Genomic DNA, 17,091 nt, shown 5'->3' on the forward strand with positions numbered 1-17,091 from the left:
CAACGCTAGCGGTATACGGAGATCTCGCCCCCTCATCCCGCTGCCGCGGACTTCTCCCCGGCGGGGAGAAGACACAAGGGGCACGCGCTCGCCTCGCATGAAGGAACTGGGGCATGCCTCTAAAGGGTCGCTGATTTATCCGGCCTGCTGGAAATTGGGGCGCCGCTCTCGCGCGGGCTACGAATGACACGACTGCGCGCCGTAATTCCATCCGCGCTCGCTTTCACGAAAAACAAACGGTAATCTAAACCTCTTCACCGTCATCCTCGGGCTTGACCCGAGGATCCATTGCACGGGTTTGTAGGTCCTCGGGTCAAGCCCGAGGATGACAAAAGCAAGCTATCCCAATGTATGCCGGCACCAATAGCGAAGTCACCCCATCACCTTTATGCCATTAGCCAACCCGCCGGCGCATCCCCCAACGAAACGCATCGTCGCGAAAGCTGGCTTGCTTCAATTATGCCGCGTGCTTCCCAATCAGCCCCGGAATATTCACCGGTTCCATTTCATCCGAAGCATGTTCAGCGGTAACGTCGCTCGTCTGCATCCAGGTGATCAGCTCGAAGCTGCCATCGGCATTTTCCGCGATCGCCGTGCAGCTTTCCACCCAGTCCCCAGTGTTGATGTAGCGGATGCCGTCCATGTCTTCCATGACAGCATGGTGAATGTGTCCACAGATGACGCCATCGACATTGTTGCGCCGTGCCTCGTCAGCCACCACGCGCTGGAATTCGCCGATGAAGTTGACGGCGTGTTTGACCTGCAGCTTGGCCCAGGCCGAAAACGACCAGTAAGGCAGGCCGATGCGGCGGCGCACGGCGGCAATAGCGATGTTGATGGCGATCGCCGCGTCATAGGCCCAGTCGCCGAGATAGGCGAGCAGGCGGGCATTGCGCACCACCACATCGAACTCGTCGCCATGGATGACCAGATATTTCTTGCCGTCGGCGGCCTCATGGATCATGCGCTCGGCCACTTCGATGCCGCCGAAATGCATGCCCGGAAATTCCCGCAGGAATTCGTCATGATTGCCGGGAATATAAACGATGCGCGTTCCCTTGCGGGCCTTGCGCAGCAGCTTCTGCACCACGTCGTTGCAGCCCTGCGGCCAGTACCAGCTGCGGCGCAGGCGCCAGCCGTCGACGATGTCGCCGACGAGAATGATCGTCTCGGCCTCGTGATATTTCAGGAAGTCGAGCAGATAATCCGTCTTGGCCGCCTTGGACCCAAGATGGACATCCGAAATGAAAAGCGTTCTGAACTGTCTGGTTTCGATTTGACCGGCCACGGATTTCATCCCCCTGTTCGGTTGCGTCCCTGCGGCTTTCTTACCTCTCAGAACCAGACTCGTGTTTCAGCAACATGACAGAGACGGGTTTTTGTATGGAATATGACGAATGGCTTCACGAAAACGCGAATAGGCCATGCGCGCATTTGCATGGGCGGGGGGCAAATAACGGCTGTACCGCGGGGAAGTTTGTTGTATTCAGGGCCACCAGACGCAATTAGACATGACGGTGGAAAATGACCTCTCACGATAAGAACAACACGCCCGCCAACACGGCAAAGGCCGACATCGAGGAACAGGCGCTCTTTTTCCACCGCTATCCGCGCCCCGGCAAGCTGGAAATCCAGGCCACCAAGCCGCTCGGCAACCAGCGCGATCTGGCGCTGGCCTATTCGCCTGGCGTCGCCGCACCCTGCCTCGCCATCCATGAGAATCCCGAGATGGCGGCGGACTATACCGCCCGCGCCAACCTCGTCGCCGTCATTTCCAACGGCACGGCGGTTCTCGGCCTTGGCAACATCGGCCCGCTTGCCTCCAAGCCTGTCATGGAGGGCAAGGCCGTCCTCTTCAAGAAATTCGCCGGCATCGATGTTTTCGACATCGAGATCGATGCTCCCGGCATCAACGACATGGTCTCCACCATCGCAGCGCTGGAGCCCACCTTCGGCGGCATCAACCTTGAGGACATCAAGGCGCCGGAATGTTTCGAGGTGGAACGCCAGCTGCGCGAAAAGATGAACATCCCGGTCTTCCACGATGACCAGCACGGCACCGCGATCATCGTCGCCGCCGCCGTCACCAATGCGCTGGAACTCGCCGGAAAATCGCTCTCGGGCGTCAAAATCGTCGCCTCGGGTGCAGGTGCGGCAGCCCTTGCCTGCCTCAACCTGCTCGTCGCCATGGGCGCGAAGAAAGAAAACATCTGGGTCCACGACATTGAAGGCCTCGTTTATGACGGCCGCAACACGCTGATGGACGAGTGGAAGGAAGTTTACGCCCAGAAGACCGACAAGCGCGTCCTGGCCGAAACCATCGACGGCGCCGACGTCTTCCTTGGCCTTTCCGCCGCTGGCGTGCTGAAGCCGGAACTGCTGGAGCGCATGGCGGAAAACCCGCTGATCCTCGCGCTTGCCAACCCCAATCCGGAAATCATGCCGGAAGCGGCGCGTGCGGCCCGACCGGATGCGATGATCTGCACCGGCCGTTCGGATTTCCCGAACCAAGTCAACAACGTTCTCTGCTTCCCCTATATCTTCCGCGGCGCGCTGGATTGCGGCGCAACCACGATCAACGAGGAAATGAAGATGGCCGCCGTTCAGGCCATCGCCGAACTCGCACGTGAGGAAGTCTCCGAAGTCGCGGCAAAAGCCTATAGCGGTGAAACCCCGATCTTCGGCCCGAACTACCTCATCCCTTCGCCCTTCGATCCGCGCCTTATCCTGCGCATCGCCCCGGCGGTTGCCCGCGCCGCTGCCGCAAGCGGCGTCGCCGCCCGGCCGATCACCGATTTCGAAGCCTATCTCGACCAGCTGAACCGTTTCGTCTGGCGCTCCGGCTTCATCATGAAGCCGGTCTTCAATGCCGCCAAGGCTGCCGAAAAGAAGCGCATCATCTTTGCCGAAGGCGAAGACGAGCGTGTGCTGCGCGCCGCCCAGGTGCTCCTGGAAGAAGGCACCGGCATTCCGATCCTCATCGGCCGTCCGCAGATCATCGAAACGCGCCTGAAGCGCTTCGGCCTGCGCATCCGCCCGCATGCGGATTTCGCCGTGGTCAATCCGGAAGACGATCCGCGCTACCGCGATTACGTTGATGACTATTTCGCCCTCGTCGGTCGCGCCGGCATCAACCCGGAGGCGGCCCGCACCATCGTGCGTACCAACTCCACCGTCATCGGTGCGCTTGCGGTGAAGCGTGATGAGGCGGATGCGCTGATCTGCGGCCTCGAAGGCCGTTATGACCGCCACCTGCGCGACGTGAACCAGATCATCGGCAAGCAGGAAGGCGTGCGTTCCTTCGCCGGCCTCAGCCTGCTCATCACCCAGCAGGGTGCGCTGTTCCTCACCGATACTTTCGTGAATTACGACCCGACCTCCGAGGAAGTGGCGGAAATGGCCATTCTCGCGGCCAAGGAAATCCGTCGCTTCGGCATCACGCCGAAGATCGCCCTCGCCAGCCATTCCAATTTCGGCTCGCGCGATTCCGAAAGCGCCCGCAAGATGCGCCGCGCCCTGAAGATCGTGCAGGAAGCCGCACCGGAACTGGAAGTCGATGGCGAAATGCAGGGTGGATCGGCGCTGTCGGAAGCGCTGCGCAAGCGCGCCATGCCAAACAGCGTGCTGACCGGTGAAGCGAACCTGCTGGTCTTCCCGAACCTCGATGCCGCCAACATCACCCTCGGTGTCACCCGCACCTTGACGGAGGGCCTGCATGTCGGCCCGATCCTGCTCGGCACGGCCCTGCCCGCCCATATCCTGTCGCCCACCGTCACCTCGCGCGGCGTGGTCAACATGGCGGCCTTCGCCGTGGTGCAGGCCTCGCATCCTTCGGTGTGATAGAGGCCGCATTAACGCAATTTTGAACAGGCTGTTGCCGCATTGCGGCAACAGCCTATGTTATCTTCCTGAAACACGGATTTCGTGAAGTATAACGCCCCTGCCACCGACCGGGGACATCGAACGGATCGAACAATTGACCCGCCGCAGCCGCATCATCGGCCTCCTGCTTCCCCTTGTTTTCGTCGCACCGGCCGCCGCTTTCGCGGATCAGGTCTGTGATACGCTATACGCGCAATTGCGTGAGCCGCCCCGCGTCATCGGCAATACGGCCGAGGTGCGGCGTTATGCCAATGCGCTCGCCCGTCAGAACATCGTGATCCGCAAGATCAGGAACGACCTGCGCGGCTATGGCTGCTCATCCGGCAGCGTCATCGTCTATGGCAGCCCCAATGCCGGGCTCTGCGCCGAGATCGGCGATGCGCTGGTGGATGCCGAAGCCGAACGCGATGCCATCATCCGCGACCGCGACGATGCCATGGCTGCCGCGCGTGACAATGGCGGCGACGTCAGGCGCCAGCGTATTCTCGCCGCCCTCGATGCCAATGGCTGCAGCACCGTGCCGCAAATGGAAACGCAATTGCCGCCGCCCTCGCCCGATGTGACGCGTTATCCCGACGCCTTCCGCCAGCAGGGCAATCAGCCGGGACAGGCCGGGCTTTCGCCCTACCCCAACGCCTCCGCCGAGGGCGGGCTTAGAACACTCTGCGTGCGCACCTGCGACGGCTCGTTTTTCCCCATTGCGTCCAACGCCTCGCCGCTCGATTTCCGCGCCCAGGCGGAGCAATGCCAGAAAATGTGTCCGGGAACTGAGACGGAGCTTTATTTCCACTCCATGACGGATCAGGAAACGGCCGACATGGTGTCTGCCGAAACCGGAAAGCCCTACAAGGACCTGCCGACCGCGTTCGCCTACAGGAATGCCTCGGCAAAGGCGCCGGGCTGCGCCTGCAACATGGCCGCCTATCACGAAGAAATGCAAAAGCAGGAAGAGGCAGCCCGGCCGGAAGCCGAAAAACCCTATTCCGGCATCACCACCATCCCATCACCGCAAGGCGACAAGGTTCCGAAACCCGCTGAGCAGCAGCAGGCCGCAAAGCCGCCGGAGCAACCGGTTCCCGAACGCGACTACGACCCGAACGACAGCAAGGTCCGCGTCATCGGCCCGAAATTCCTGCCCGATCAGACAGGCCGGATCGACCTCAAAAACCCGGCATTGAAGGGCATACAGCCGCAGCAATAAATACGACGCGATGTTTTAAGCCGGCTGGCAACCACAATCGGATTGCGCCGCATCCCTGCGCGCTGCGTCCGTCATCTGACCCGCTTTGATCCACGATCGGGCATTGAGCGACATATAGTCTTCACCTCGTTTGCCGGCAAATATTTCCACACAACCGTTACGTACAAACGCGATTGACTTCCCCTAAAAGGTGCATACTATCGAGAAATCCACTTAAAGTGGATCAGCACTCCAGGTAAAATACAGACCGCTCGCGCGGCTTCGGCCCCGCGCGCCCTTCATGCATCTCCAGACGAAGACGTCGTCCATCTCAGCCAGAGTGGACGATCAGAGTTTCATTGCCTTTTGAAGCCCACAACCATCAGGAGTAAGCCATGACATCCATTCAAATCACCGCCACCGGCGTAAAATTGCTCGATCCTTTCGTACCGGTCATCGCGACTTTGCCGACAGGCGAGGCCAAGGAGTCCTATTCCATCTCCGTTTCCGGCATGGGGCAGCTGACCGGCATTTCCTACACCGTTCCGGCCCACACCACCGGAAAGATCAAGGCCCAGCTGCAGATCTCGGCCCTGTCCAGCCAGGATGTGAAGGACCTCAACGCACTTGCGCTGGGAATGCTGGAAGCGTCCTATCGCGAGGAGATCAACGAATACGAAAAGACCACCGCCAGCGCCAACCTGTCGGTCTGGACATGGTTCTTCGGCGGCGGCGGCGCCTCGGCATCCTATGAAAAGACCAGACAGGAAATGCGCTCCAAGGGCCTGACCGAACAGCAGATCACCATGCTGATGGACGCCTTCCTGGAACGCGCAAAAAACATGTCGACTGTCGAGATCGAGTTCTACGTGAACAATCAGAACAACGACTACGCCGTCTCCGGTGACGTCTATCTCTACACCGTATCCGGCACGATCAGCACTGAAAAAGGCACCTCCCAATACCGCATGCTGGCCGATCAGGCAGCAGCCGGCGGCCCGCCGCCCGCAGGAGGCGGCGCGCCTTCCAGCGGCAAGATCATTCCGCTGAACTGATGTTAGCAATCCCGTGCGGCGCTGGCCTCCACCCCTCGCCAGCGCCGCCCGGTCGACATCCGTTTTCACCCTTTTACCCATTGAGGCAAGCGAATGACTTTCGAGGAACTCACCGCGCTCAAGGAGCGGCACTACCACCAATTGACAGGCATACCCGGCGTCACGGCAATCGGTGTCGGGCTGCTTGAAGACGACGCCGGCGAACTGACCCAGGAGCTGGGCCTGATCCTCTACCAGCATGCGCCCGAAGCATCGCTGCAGGCAAGCCTGATGACGACACTCGGCGGCGCGCTGGTGCAGGTGCGGGAAGGCTCTTTCATACGCCCGCATGAGGCCTTGAGAACGCCGCCTGTTCCGGGAATGGAATTGAAGGATCATCCAAGACGCCTCTCCGACAATCCGCGCGAGAAGATCGTGGAGCCGATGGTCGGCGGCATCAGCGGCAGCCCGGATTACTGGTCGTGGACGGATACCGTCGGCACCATCGGGCTCGTCGTCAGGGCCGCCAGCGGAGCGCCGCTGATCATGAGCAATGCGCATGTCATCTGCCGGGACAATGGACAGATCGGCGATGACGTCTCGCAGCCGGCACGCACCTGGCTCGGCGACCTTGCCGCCAATATCGTCGCCTTGCAAAGGGGCAACATCGTCTATCAGGGAACCAGCTATGGCGTCGACGCGGCCGTTGCCAGCCCCACAAACGGCCGGCTCGCCACCATTGGCGCGATCTACAACCTTCCCTCGCCGGTGGGGGCGGCCGTTGCGGCGCTCAACATGAATGTCACGAAATCGGGGGTGACAACGAACATCACCAATGGCGTCGTTTCCGGCTTTTACGATGTGCAGCAGCCGAACATGCGCAACCAGATCGGCATATCACCCCGCCGCGCCGGCGAGGTTTTCAGCCAGCCGGGCGATAGCGGCAGCGCCGTGATCGACACGGCGGGCAACAACGTCGTCGGGCTGTTCTGGGGCGCAAGCGCCCAGGGCACGATCAGCCTCGCCAGCCCCATCCACCCCATCCTCAATCTTTTCAACTGCACCATCGTCTGACGCATGGGAAACGTCTGACAGACGGAAAACTACCCTTTCCGAGCGCTCATTCGGGAAGGGTGCCCCCCCCAAAGCGAAGCCGCTCACCCACCCCACCGGTTGCGGAACACCAGCTCCTCCAGCGGCACACGCTGCCGCCAGCCCTTCACCGCCAGTTCCGGCTCGGTGTAAAGCGCATCGACGCGGCCGAGACACAGCCAGGCCACGATTTCGATATGGTCGGGAATGCCCAGAATGGTGCGAATGTCGCTATCATGGAAAATGCTGACCCAGCCGACGCCGATACCTTCCGCGCGCGCCGCAAGCCAGAGATTCTGGATGGCGCAGACGGTGGAATAGACATCCGTGCGCGGATTATGGGTGCGGCCCAGCACCACCTTGCCACCACGCGTCGGATCGCAGGTGACGCAGATGCTGAGCGGCGCCTTGCGGATGCCTTCAAGCTTGAGACTACGGTAGAGCGTCTGCTGCTCGCCCGTAAACATCGCCGCCGCCTCCTCATTGGCGCGACTGAAGGCCACAAAGGCAGCCTGCCTCACGGCGCCATCGGTAACGAGCGTGAAATTCCACGGCTGCATGAAGCCGACGGAGGGAGCGGAATGCGCGGCCCGCAGCAGGCGCTGCACCACCTCCTCCGGCAATGGATCGGGCAGGAACTGGTCACGCACGTCACGGCGGCTTTCAATGGCGCGGTAGATCGCCTCGCGTTCCTCGCTGGAAAAAGGCCGGGCGGGTGAAAGCGCGTGATCGAACAGATCGGCTTTCAATGGACCGGTGGCGGACGGATCAATCGGCATCGTTTATCCCCAACAATGCGGGCGCGACAATGCTGAAACCATACCGGTTTTCGCCTGCACGACACGCCTCTTCAACAACCTGCCGCCGTCCACGCGGTTCAGTCTATCCCGTCAGGCCGGTCTTCTGACTCGGCTTCATCCGCCCTTTTCGCCTTCCCGAACTGCTTCAGTGGCTTGTGAAAAGGGCATCCGCCTCACAGCGCTGGGCACGTTCCGGTCTTTCACCGGATTCCCGATTCTCCCGCCGCAACCGGCGGGCACCTGACGTAGAAAGCTATGAGCAAGAAGGCTTGCGAAGGCAAGTGTCTTGCAGGACCGTGCGGCAATGTGACCATGGCACACCGTCATAGCGGTCTTGAGCAACATCCAGACAGCCCTGGTCTTTGGGCTGAAAAGAGGCCTTTCGACGCGCAGACGCGCATCGGCTGGATGCCGGATCAAGTCCGGCATGACGGAAGAAGAATAGATCACGCGACAGGGAAATACCTGACATAAGCGAACTCATCCCCATCCGGTGACCAGTTGGGTGAGTTCATCGTGCCTTGCCCGCCAAAAAGCTCGAACAGCGTCTCGGCATTGCCGCCATCCATATCCATCAGCCGCACCCGCACGTCGAGGTCGCGCGGATGGTCGAAGACATCGCCGTCATAGGAGACGAACACCACCTTGTCCCCTTTCGGAGACGGATGCGGAAACCAGTCGCCATAGGAACTGTCGGTGATCCGCTCGACGGCTGAACCATCCACCCGCACGCGCCAGATCTGCATCAGCCCGGTGCGGCTGGAATTGAAATAGACCCACTCGCCGTCAGGCGAATAATCCGGCCCGTCATTGCGGCCCTCGCCATGGGTCAGTCGCGTCTCGACGCCGCTGTCTATATCCATCGAATAGATATCGAAGACCTGATCGCGAATGCCGCAATAGGCAAAACTCTTCCCGTCCGGAGCCCATCCGTGCCAGTAGGAAGGAAGGTTCTTCGTCATCAGCCGTGGCGCGCCGCCCGCCGAGGGCATGAGATAGATGGCGCTCTTGCCAAATTCCACCTTGTCGGAAATGGCGTAGAGCGATCCATCCGGCGAAATACCATGATCATTGTTGCAGAGCGTGGCAAAGCCAGTATCGACCTTCTCCGGCGACGCATCACCGGCAAGGGACAGGCGGTAAAGCAGCCCTTCGCTGTTCAGCAGCAGGTATTTTCCATCCGGCGACCAGTTCGGCGCTTCGAAGAGATCAGGCGTCTGCCACACCACCCGCATCTGCCGGGTGCGGATGTTGAAGATTTCGATGGAGCTGCGCATTCTGCCTCCCGGGCGTGTCCGTGTTCTCGCTCAAAGCGCCCGGCAATGCAGACATTCCGTTTGCATCCGCCATCGCCTCGATTATGATCCTAGGGCGGCAGGCACCGTCCTGCAAATTCAAACCGGAAAAAACGCCAGCGCTCCGGCACCGTCCGTGACCCTTGCCGTTTCTCCCAGATCCGAGGTTCCGCGATGAATACCATCGCCGATCACGGCATCCGCTTCGGGCGGATCGCCGCAATGCTTCCTGTCAAAAACATCGAAAAGGCCCATGATTTTTATGTCGGTGTGTTGGGCTTCGAAAAAACCTTCGAAAACGGCAACCCTGTCGGTTTCATGATCCTCAAACAGGGCAATGCCGAGCTGCACCTGACATTGCAGCCCAGCCACAAGGCAGCGCCCTTCAATGTGGCGCATATGATGGTGAGCGATGTCGATGCACTGCATGCGCTCTGCAAGAGCCAGGGCTTGCGCATCATCAAGGGCCTGCAGGACAAGGATTACGGCCTGCGCGCCTTTGTGTTTGAAGACCCCGATGGCAACCGCATCGATGTGGGGCAGGTTATTTGAGATGAGCGAACGGCGCGGGGTTTTCTCCGCGCCGCTTGTTTAAACACGAAGGTTTGTTGTGGAACGAGCGCATGCCCCTTGTTTCTTCTCCCCGCCGGGGAGAAGTCCGCGGCAGCGGGATGAGGGGGCGACGTCAGCGATAGACCGAGAGCTTGCCCCCTCATCCGACCCTTCGGGCCACCTTCTCCCCGGCGGGGAGAAGAAACGAGCGGCAACGCCGGGCAAAACATCCGCCACCCGCGCCTTCCGTCAATCACCGATCCCGGAACCGGTTGGTAATCGGGTAACGCCGGTCACGCCCAAAGTTCTTCTTGGTGATCTTCACGCCCGGCGCCGATTGCCGGCGCTTGTATTCGGCAAGATAGAGCAGATGCTCCACCCGGTGCACCGTCGCCACATCATGGCCACGCGCGAGAATCTCCTCGACCGACATTTCCTTCTCGACAAGGCATTCCAGAATATCGTCCAGCACCGGATAGGGCGGCAGCGAATCCTGGTCGGTCTGGTTGGGGCGCAATTCGGCCGACGGTGCTTTGGAAATGATATTGGCCGGGATCACCACGCCGGAAGGGCCGAGCGCTCCCGGCGGCACATGGGCGTTGCGCCAGCTGGAAATGGCATAGACCTGCATCTTGTAGAGGTCCTTGATGGGGTTGAAACCGCCATTCATGTCGCCATAAAGCGTCGCATAACCCACCGACATTTCCGACTTGTTGCCCGTTGTCACCACCATCGAGCCGAACTTGTTCGAGACGGCCATCAAGATGGTGCCGCGCGTGCGGCTCTGCAGGTTTTCCTCGGTAATGCCCTCTTCCGTGCCTTCGAAAAGATCTGACAGTGCCGAGAGGAAACCCTCCACCGGCTCGACGATCGGCACGATATCGTAACGGCAGCCCAGCGCTTTCGCACAATCGGCCGCGTCCTTCAGCGATTCTTCCGAGGTGTAACGGTAAGGCAGCATGATGCAGCGCACCCGCTCCTCGCCCAGCGCATCGACGGCAAGGGCGGCACAGATCGCCGAATCGATGCCGCCGGAAAGGCCGAGAACCACGCTCTTGAAGCCGTTCTTGTTGACGTAATCGCGAAAGCCCAGCATGCAGGCGCGATAGTCGGCCTCCTCGCCTTCGGGAATTTTCGAGAAGGGTCCGCTCTCGCAGCGCCACCCCTCTTCCGTACGTTTCCAGTCGGTGACGGCAAGCGTTGCCTCGAACTGGCTCATCTGGAAGGCAAGTGTCTTGTCGGCATTAAAGCCGAAGCTCGCGCCATCGAACACCAGCTCATCCTGCCCGCCCAGCTGGTTGGCGAAGACGAGCGGCAGGCCGCTTTCGATAACCTGCCGCAGCGCCACCTGGTGGCGCACATCCAGCTTGCCGCGATAATAGGGCGAACCGTTCGGCACCAGCAGGATTTCCGCCCCGCTTTCGGCCAGCGTTTCGCACACGCCCATCTCGTTCCAGATTTCCTCGCAGATCGGAATGCCGATCCTGACCCCACGGAAATTATAGGGACCGGAAATCGAGCCCTCGGAGAAAACGCGTTTTTCGTCGAACTCGCCATAATTCGGCAGGTCAATCTTGTCGCGCAGCGCGATGATCTTGCCGCCATCCAGAAGCGCCACGGAATTGTGCCGGCCCGTCTCGCCCTGGCGTGGAAAACCGATGACGATGCCCGGCCCGCCATCGGCGGTTTCCGCCGCCAGCTCTTCCACGGCTTTCAGGCATGCTTTCAGGAAAGCCGGTTTCAGCACCAGATCTTCCGGCGGATAGCCGGATATGAACAGCTCGGTCAAAAGCAGAAGATCGGCGCCCTGTGTCGCCGCATCGGCCCTTGCCTCGCGCGCCTTGACGAGATTGCCCGCCACGTCGCCAACGGTGGGATTGAACTGCCCGACGGCAATCCGGAGATGGTTCTGGATATCGTGTCTGTCGCTCATGGCTTTTCAATACCGCGCCCTTGCCCGCTCCGCAACGCGGCAATTGCATGGCGGCACCCGTTACGCATCACAGGCGCGCGTTCACGCTAAGGTTATCGCCGCACCCGCCAGGTTGCGCAAAGTTCATGTCGCGTTCATCGCGCTTATGTGACAGTTACATGACACTTTTGCGACACCCGATTCACCTCCCCGGATCGGTCGTGCCGCCTGCAATACCGGAGTATGAGTTTGAGAGATTCGGTGCCAAAAACAACGGCTTCCGAAAAGGCTTTTGTCGTCTTTTCGCCTGCATGGACAAGGAGCCTTTCGAAGCTTTCGGGCACGGCCTATACGCTTGCCAACCTGATGGTCGCATCCATCGTGCTGGTCGTGGCGCTGGAGTGGATCGCCCGCGGTTCGCTCCATGATGTCGGTGCGTTCCTGACCTCGTCCGCCCGCCCGGGCATGACCACCATTGCCGCCGTTCTGCTTTTGCTGGTGGCGCTGGATGCCATTCTTGGCCGTCGTTATCTGTCGCTCATTGCGGTTACGCCGCTTTGCGTGCTGACGGGACTGATTTCCGCACAGAAACAGACCTATCTCTCCGATCCGCTTTATCCTTCCGACCTGCTGTTTGGCCGGCAGATCCTCGAGCTTCTGCCCACCATGCTGAAGGCCCAGCCGCTGACGGCGGTGCTGGTCGGGCTTGGCCTTTTCGCCACGGTTGCGGCGCTGGCCGCCCTCTGGCTTCTGGCGCGGCGTTATTCTCCGGGCCTGAACTGGCGTGAACGCGCCGCAGGTCTGGCATTGGCGCTGCCGCTTTTGGCCAGCCTCGCCTCGCTGATGGACTATTCGCATTACTCCTGGGTACGCGATCGCCTCAACATCATTCCCATGATGTGGGACCAGCAGGAAAACTACCGCCACAACGGCTTCCTGATGGCTTTTGCCTTCAACATTCCGATGGCGAATGTGTCCGCCCCGCAGGGTTACGGTGAAAACAGCATTGCCGACCTGACGGCGCAGCCCGCCGCCTTTACCGCCAACAAGGGCGATTACCCCGATGTCATCATGCTGATGAGCGAATCGCTCTGGGATCCGACCCGGCTTGAAAACGTGAAGCTCTCGGCCGATCCCATGCCGACCATTCGCGCCAAACAGTCCGGCAATGTCTTTTCCCCTGAGTTCGGTGGCATGACGGCGAATGTGGAATTCGAGGCGCTGACCGGCTTTTCCAACGCTTTCCTGCCCTATGGCAGCATTCCCTACCAGCAATATATCCGCCGCCCGGTGCCCTCGCTTGCCAGCTTCTTTCGTGGCGAGGGTTATTCGGCCATCGCCATGCATCCGTTTCAGGAATGGTTCTGGAACCGCAAGCAGGTCTATCAGAATTTCGGCTTCGAGGAATTCCGTTCCGAAGAGACGCTGCCGGCCATGGAAAAACGCGGCAACTTCGCCTCCGACGACGCGCTGATGGACGAGATCATGGCGACGGCCGAGCAGGCCCGCAACCCGCTCTTCCTCTTCGCCGTCACCCTGCAGGGACACGGTCCCTACGAGGCGGGTCGTTATGCCGCCGATACCGTCGGCGTGGAAGGCGATCTTTCTCCTTCGGCATCACAGGCGCTCGCGACCTATTCGCAAGGGGTGGTGGAGGCCGACGAGGCTCTTCTGAAACTGATGCGCTGGGCCAAGAAGCGCGACCGTGAAACCATCATCGTCCTCTTTGGCGATCACCTGCCGCCGCTCGGCCAGACCTTCGTGGAAAGTGGCTACATGCCCGGCATGGTGGCCAGCCGCCGCGCGCCGCTGGAGGTGATGAAGAAGGAACATGAGACACCGCTCGTCGTCTGGTCCTCGAAGAAGGGCGTGCGCAAGAATATCGGCACCATCAGCCCGGCGCTTCTGCCCTATCATGTGCTGAAGACCGCCGGCTTTTCCGATCCCTTCTACACGGGAACGCTTGGCGAGGTTCAGCAGGCCTTTTCCGTCATCGACCGGCATATGCTGGTGGCGACTGACGGCAAGGCCCTGCCCGACTGGTCGATCGCGCCCAATTCCATTCCCGACGTGGTGCGCGACTACCGCCTGCTGCAATTCGACATGATGTTCGGCGAGCAATATGGCCGCGAGCGCTTCTTCCCCGGTTTTAACTGGGTGAATGAGGGCACGCCCGCCGTCTGACGGTTTTCGGCGCGGGACGCGTGAACCGCATGGTGGTGGAAATCGTTTGAATTTCACCACCATGCGGGTTTATCTCGATGCAGCCCGCATCGCACCATTGCAACGGAGAAACGCCGTGACTGATATCTCCGACTATATCGTTTCGCATTTCAAACGCTCCTCGCGCGAGATCGGCGAGGTGGAGCGCCGCATTCTGGAACTGTCGCACCAGAAAAAGCTGGTTTCGAGCGACATCAATGCGGAATTTTCGGCCGGCGCAAGTATCGGTGACAGGCTGGCCGACAATATCGCCAAGGTCGGCGGCTCCTGGGGGTTCATCCTCAGTTTCTGCTTATTCCTGGTATTCTGGGCGGTCATCAACACCATCGTGCTGGCAACTCGGGCTTTCGACCCCTACCCCTTCATCTTCCTCAACCTGCTGCTTTCCATGCTGGCCGCCATTCAGGCGCCGATCATCATGATGTCGCAGAACCGCCAGGCCGCCCGTGACCGTTTCGAGGCCGCCAAGGACTATGAGGTGAACTTGAAGGCCGAACTGGAAGTGCTGTCGCTGCATGAAAAAATCGACGTGAAGGTGCTCGCCGAACTGGCGGCGCTGAGGCAGGACCTCGCCGCACTCCACCACCACGTCACCCGGAAAGACGGCTGACACCCGGCAAATTCATCCCCGCTTTTCCCCGGACGGCCGCGCGCTGTTATGCTGCATGCAGTCCTGCCGGGTGGACGCCAGACGTGGTGGAAACCGAGGGACGGTCCTGGTGGTGGAACGCTGGCAACGTTCGTGGTGACAGGACCATTTCGCAACAGGCGGTGCACCGCCGCTTGCGAAATACGGCATGGTGAAAGACCCGGCTGCGCAACGCATCCGACCCACACCAACCTCAACCAAAGCGCAGCCGGGCAATCGCCCGACGCACCCTGACCATCCCCGTTCGGCAGCGCCGTGCGGGATGAAGGTGTTGGGGTTTTAGGGCATAGTGGACGGAGGCGCGTGTAGCTTTACCCCCTCTGCCCTGCTGGGCATCTCCCCCTCAAGAGGGGAGATCGGCAAGAGGCCCTTTCGTCGCTTCATTCTCAAGCGTAGAGATGGGCGAAGCCTTGCCGCAGATCGATCTCCCCCCTTGAGGGGGGAGATGCCCAGCAGGGCAGAGGGGGGTAAAGCTCCACGCACCCCCGCTACACCATCAATCACACAACCTTCCGAAAATTCACCCCCAGTTACGAATCCGTCAGAATCTTGCGCTACAGATTGACGCAGGCGTTTGTTGCATTGCACTCTTGCGGGCAAGGCTGACAGGGGAATCACTTCCCATCGTCAAAATGGCATCACGACCATTTCGCGGCGACGCCACGCCGGATGCGACATCCGGTCATTGCAATGCATTCTATTCCGGGGTTTTTCATGCACCAGTTCGATCTGATTGTTGTCGGCAGCGGTCCGGCGGGAAGACGGGCCGCCATTCAGGCCGCCAAGCTCGAAAAGAAGGTTCTGGTCATCGAGAAGGGCAGCCGTGTCGGCGGTGTTTCCGTGCATACCGGCACCATCCCTTCCAAGACCCTGCGCGAAACCGCGCTCAACCTCACCGGCTGGCGCGAGCGCGGCTTTTACGGCCGCTCCTACCGCGTCAAGCAGGAGATCGACGCGGACGATCTGCGCCGCCGCCTGCTCATCACGCTGGACCACGAGGTCGAGGTGCTGGAACACCAGTTCGCCCGCAACCGCGTGCAGCATATTCGCGGCACGGCAAGTTTCGTTGATGCCAACACCATGAAGGTGGTGAAGAACGACGGTGAAATCATGAATGTCACCGGCACCTCCATCCTGCTGACCATCGGCACCCGACCCTACCGGCCGCCGCATATTCCCTTCGACGGCCAGGCCGTGCTCGATTCGGATGAAATTCTCGAGATCAAGGAGTTGCCGCGCTCCATGGTCGTGGTCGGCGCCGGTGTCATCGGCATCGAATATGCCACCATCTTCAGCGCACTCGACACGCAGGTGACGGTGGTGGAGCCGCGCGAAACCATGCTGGAATTCATCGACAAGGAAATCGTCGAGGACTTCACCTACCAGCTGCGCGACCGCAACATGAAGCTGATCTTCGGCCAGAAGGCGGAAAAGGTGGAGCGTGATGAAAGCGGCAAATGCCTGGTATCGCTCAGCAATGGCCGTGTCCTGAAAGCCGAGACGGTGCTGTTTGCCGCCGGCCGTGTCGGTGCCACCGATACGCTCAATCTTTCAGCCTGCGGACTGGAGGCCGACAGCCGTGGCCGCCTGAAGGTCGATCCCGAGACCTTCCAGACCTCGGTGCCGAACATCTATGCCGCCGGCGACATCATCGGTTTCCCGAGCCTTGCATCCACGTCAATGGAACAGGGCCGCATCGCCGCCCGCCACGCCGTCGGCGCACCGGCCGGCGAACCGCCGCAATTCTTCCCCTACGGCATCTATGCCGTACCGGAAATCTCCACCTGCGGCCTGACGGAAGAAGAAGTCATCGAACGCGGCATTCCCTATGAATGCGGCATCGCCCATTTCCGCGAAACCTCGCGTGGCCACATCATGGGCCTCGACAGCGGGCTGTTGAAGATGATCTTCTCGCTCAAAACCCGCCGCCTGCTCGGCGTCCACATCGTCGGCGAAGGTGCGACCGAACTGGTGCATATCGGCCAGGCGGTGCTGAACCTGAAGGGCACTGTGGAATATTTCGTGGAGAATACGTTCAATTACCCCACGCTTGCCGAAGCCTACAAGATTGCCGGGCTGGATGCGTGGAACCGCATGGGCGAGATCAAGAAGGATTGAGAGAGTATTCAGTGGGACGGCACAACGCCATACGCGCGCTTGTGGTAAGGTCGTAGCCCCCTCTCCTCGTCACCCCGGACTTGATCCGGGGTCCAGCCAGCCCAAGTCCTTGGGCTGAAAAGACTCGCCTCACGGCGCAGACGCGCCGTGGCTGGATGCCGGATCATCCTCGGGCTAGTTCCGGGGACCAGCATGACAAAGGGAGTTTTTCGCCCCGAGACTTAACCTTAGAAACATAGGCCGCCGACGGCATGCTAAAATCTCTCCGTCGTCATCCTCGGGCTTGACCCGAGGATCCCCAATCCGGCGCAACCATGGATCCTCGGGTCAAGCCCGAGGATGACGCCGAGTTTT

At 60.6% G+C, this 17,091-nt stretch carries 12 protein-coding genes and 1 riboswitch; of the genes, 8 read left to right on the forward strand and 4 right to left on the reverse strand.

Annotated elements, in window-relative coordinates; all coding sequences use genetic code 11:
- Positions 1–457 precede the first annotated feature (457 nt).
- Positions 458–1,297, reverse strand: a complete 840-nt coding sequence (locus AGR13A_RS07875; protein WP_167377436.1) for a UDP-2,3-diacylglucosamine diphosphatase — start codon at positions 1,295–1,297, stop codon at positions 458–460.
- Between the two features lie 227 nt (positions 1,298–1,524).
- On the opposite strand from AGR13A_RS07875, the gene AGR13A_RS07880 reads away from it, so the two are divergent.
- From AGR13A_RS07880 to AGR13A_RS07895, 4 genes are all read left to right on the forward strand, one after another.
- Positions 1,525–3,840: an NADP-dependent malic enzyme gene (locus tag AGR13A_RS07880; protein ID WP_080834596.1), complete on the forward strand. Its 2,316-nt coding sequence runs from the start codon at positions 1,525–1,527 to the stop codon at positions 3,838–3,840.
- Between the two features lie 136 nt (positions 3,841–3,976).
- Positions 3,977–5,083 (forward strand): DUF2865 domain-containing protein, encoded by a 1,107-nt coding sequence (locus AGR13A_RS07885; RefSeq protein WP_167377437.1) that lies wholly within the window; start codon positions 3,977–3,979, stop codon positions 5,081–5,083.
- A gap of 374 nt (positions 5,084–5,457) precedes the next feature.
- A complete protein-coding gene (locus AGR13A_RS07890; RefSeq protein WP_051796248.1) occupies positions 5,458–6,117 on the forward strand; it encodes a hypothetical protein in 660 nt (219 codons plus the stop codon).
- A 93-nt stretch (positions 6,118–6,210) separates the two neighbouring features.
- On the forward strand, positions 6,211–7,170 hold the full coding sequence (locus AGR13A_RS07895) for a hypothetical protein (RefSeq protein WP_080834599.1): 960 nt from the start codon (positions 6,211–6,213) through the stop codon (positions 7,168–7,170).
- Between the two features lie 83 nt (positions 7,171–7,253).
- On the opposite strand, the gene bluB is transcribed toward AGR13A_RS07895, so the two are convergent.
- Together bluB and AGR13A_RS07905 are read right to left on the reverse strand one after the other, a co-directional pair.
- The gene (gene bluB / locus AGR13A_RS07900) at positions 7,254–7,967 is read right to left on the reverse strand and encodes a 5,6-dimethylbenzimidazole synthase (RefSeq protein WP_167377438.1); all 714 of its coding nucleotides are present in this window, start codon (positions 7,965–7,967) and stop codon (positions 7,254–7,256) included.
- Positions 7,968–8,064: 97 nt separating this feature from the next.
- A riboswitch (cobalamin riboswitch) is annotated at positions 8,065–8,247 on the reverse strand.
- A gap of 187 nt (positions 8,248–8,434) precedes the next feature.
- Positions 8,435–9,265 carry a TolB family protein gene (locus AGR13A_RS07905; protein ID WP_080834602.1) on the reverse strand — a complete coding sequence of 277 codons (831 nt, stop codon included), beginning with the start codon at positions 9,263–9,265 and terminating at the stop codon, positions 8,435–8,437.
- A gap of 192 nt (positions 9,266–9,457) precedes the next feature.
- Here AGR13A_RS07905 and AGR13A_RS07910 point away from each other — a divergent pair, with 192 nt between their 5' ends.
- The gene (locus tag AGR13A_RS07910; RefSeq protein WP_080816916.1) at positions 9,458–9,835 is read left to right on the forward strand and encodes a glyoxalase superfamily protein; all 378 of its coding nucleotides are present in this window, start codon (positions 9,458–9,460) and stop codon (positions 9,833–9,835) included.
- A gap of 253 nt (positions 9,836–10,088) precedes the next feature.
- On the opposite strand, the gene AGR13A_RS07915 is transcribed toward AGR13A_RS07910, so the two are convergent.
- Positions 10,089–11,768: an NAD+ synthase gene (locus AGR13A_RS07915; protein ID WP_080834604.1), complete on the reverse strand. Its 1,680-nt coding sequence runs from the start codon at positions 11,766–11,768 to the stop codon at positions 10,089–10,091.
- A gap of 222 nt (positions 11,769–11,990) precedes the next feature.
- Here AGR13A_RS07915 and AGR13A_RS07920 point away from each other — a divergent pair, with 222 nt between their 5' ends.
- From AGR13A_RS07920 to sthA, 3 genes are all read left to right on the forward strand, one after another.
- Entirely contained in the window at positions 11,991–13,931 is a 1,941-nt protein-coding gene (locus AGR13A_RS07920) for an LTA synthase family protein (protein WP_167377439.1), read from the forward strand.
- Between the two features lie 115 nt (positions 13,932–14,046).
- A complete protein-coding gene (locus AGR13A_RS07925; RefSeq protein ID WP_167377440.1) occupies positions 14,047–14,580 on the forward strand; it encodes a DUF1003 domain-containing protein in 534 nt (177 codons plus the stop codon).
- A gap of 753 nt (positions 14,581–15,333) precedes the next feature.
- Positions 15,334–16,737 carry a Si-specific NAD(P)(+) transhydrogenase gene (sthA, locus tag AGR13A_RS07930; protein ID WP_035223441.1) on the forward strand — a complete coding sequence of 468 codons (1,404 nt, stop codon included), beginning with the start codon at positions 15,334–15,336 and terminating at the stop codon, positions 16,735–16,737.
- Positions 16,738–17,091: the final 354 nt, after the last annotated feature.

It is taken from the genome of Agrobacterium genomosp. 13 str. CFBP 6927 (assembly GCA_900012615.1).
Lineage (GTDB): Bacteria > Pseudomonadota > Alphaproteobacteria > Rhizobiales > Rhizobiaceae > Agrobacterium.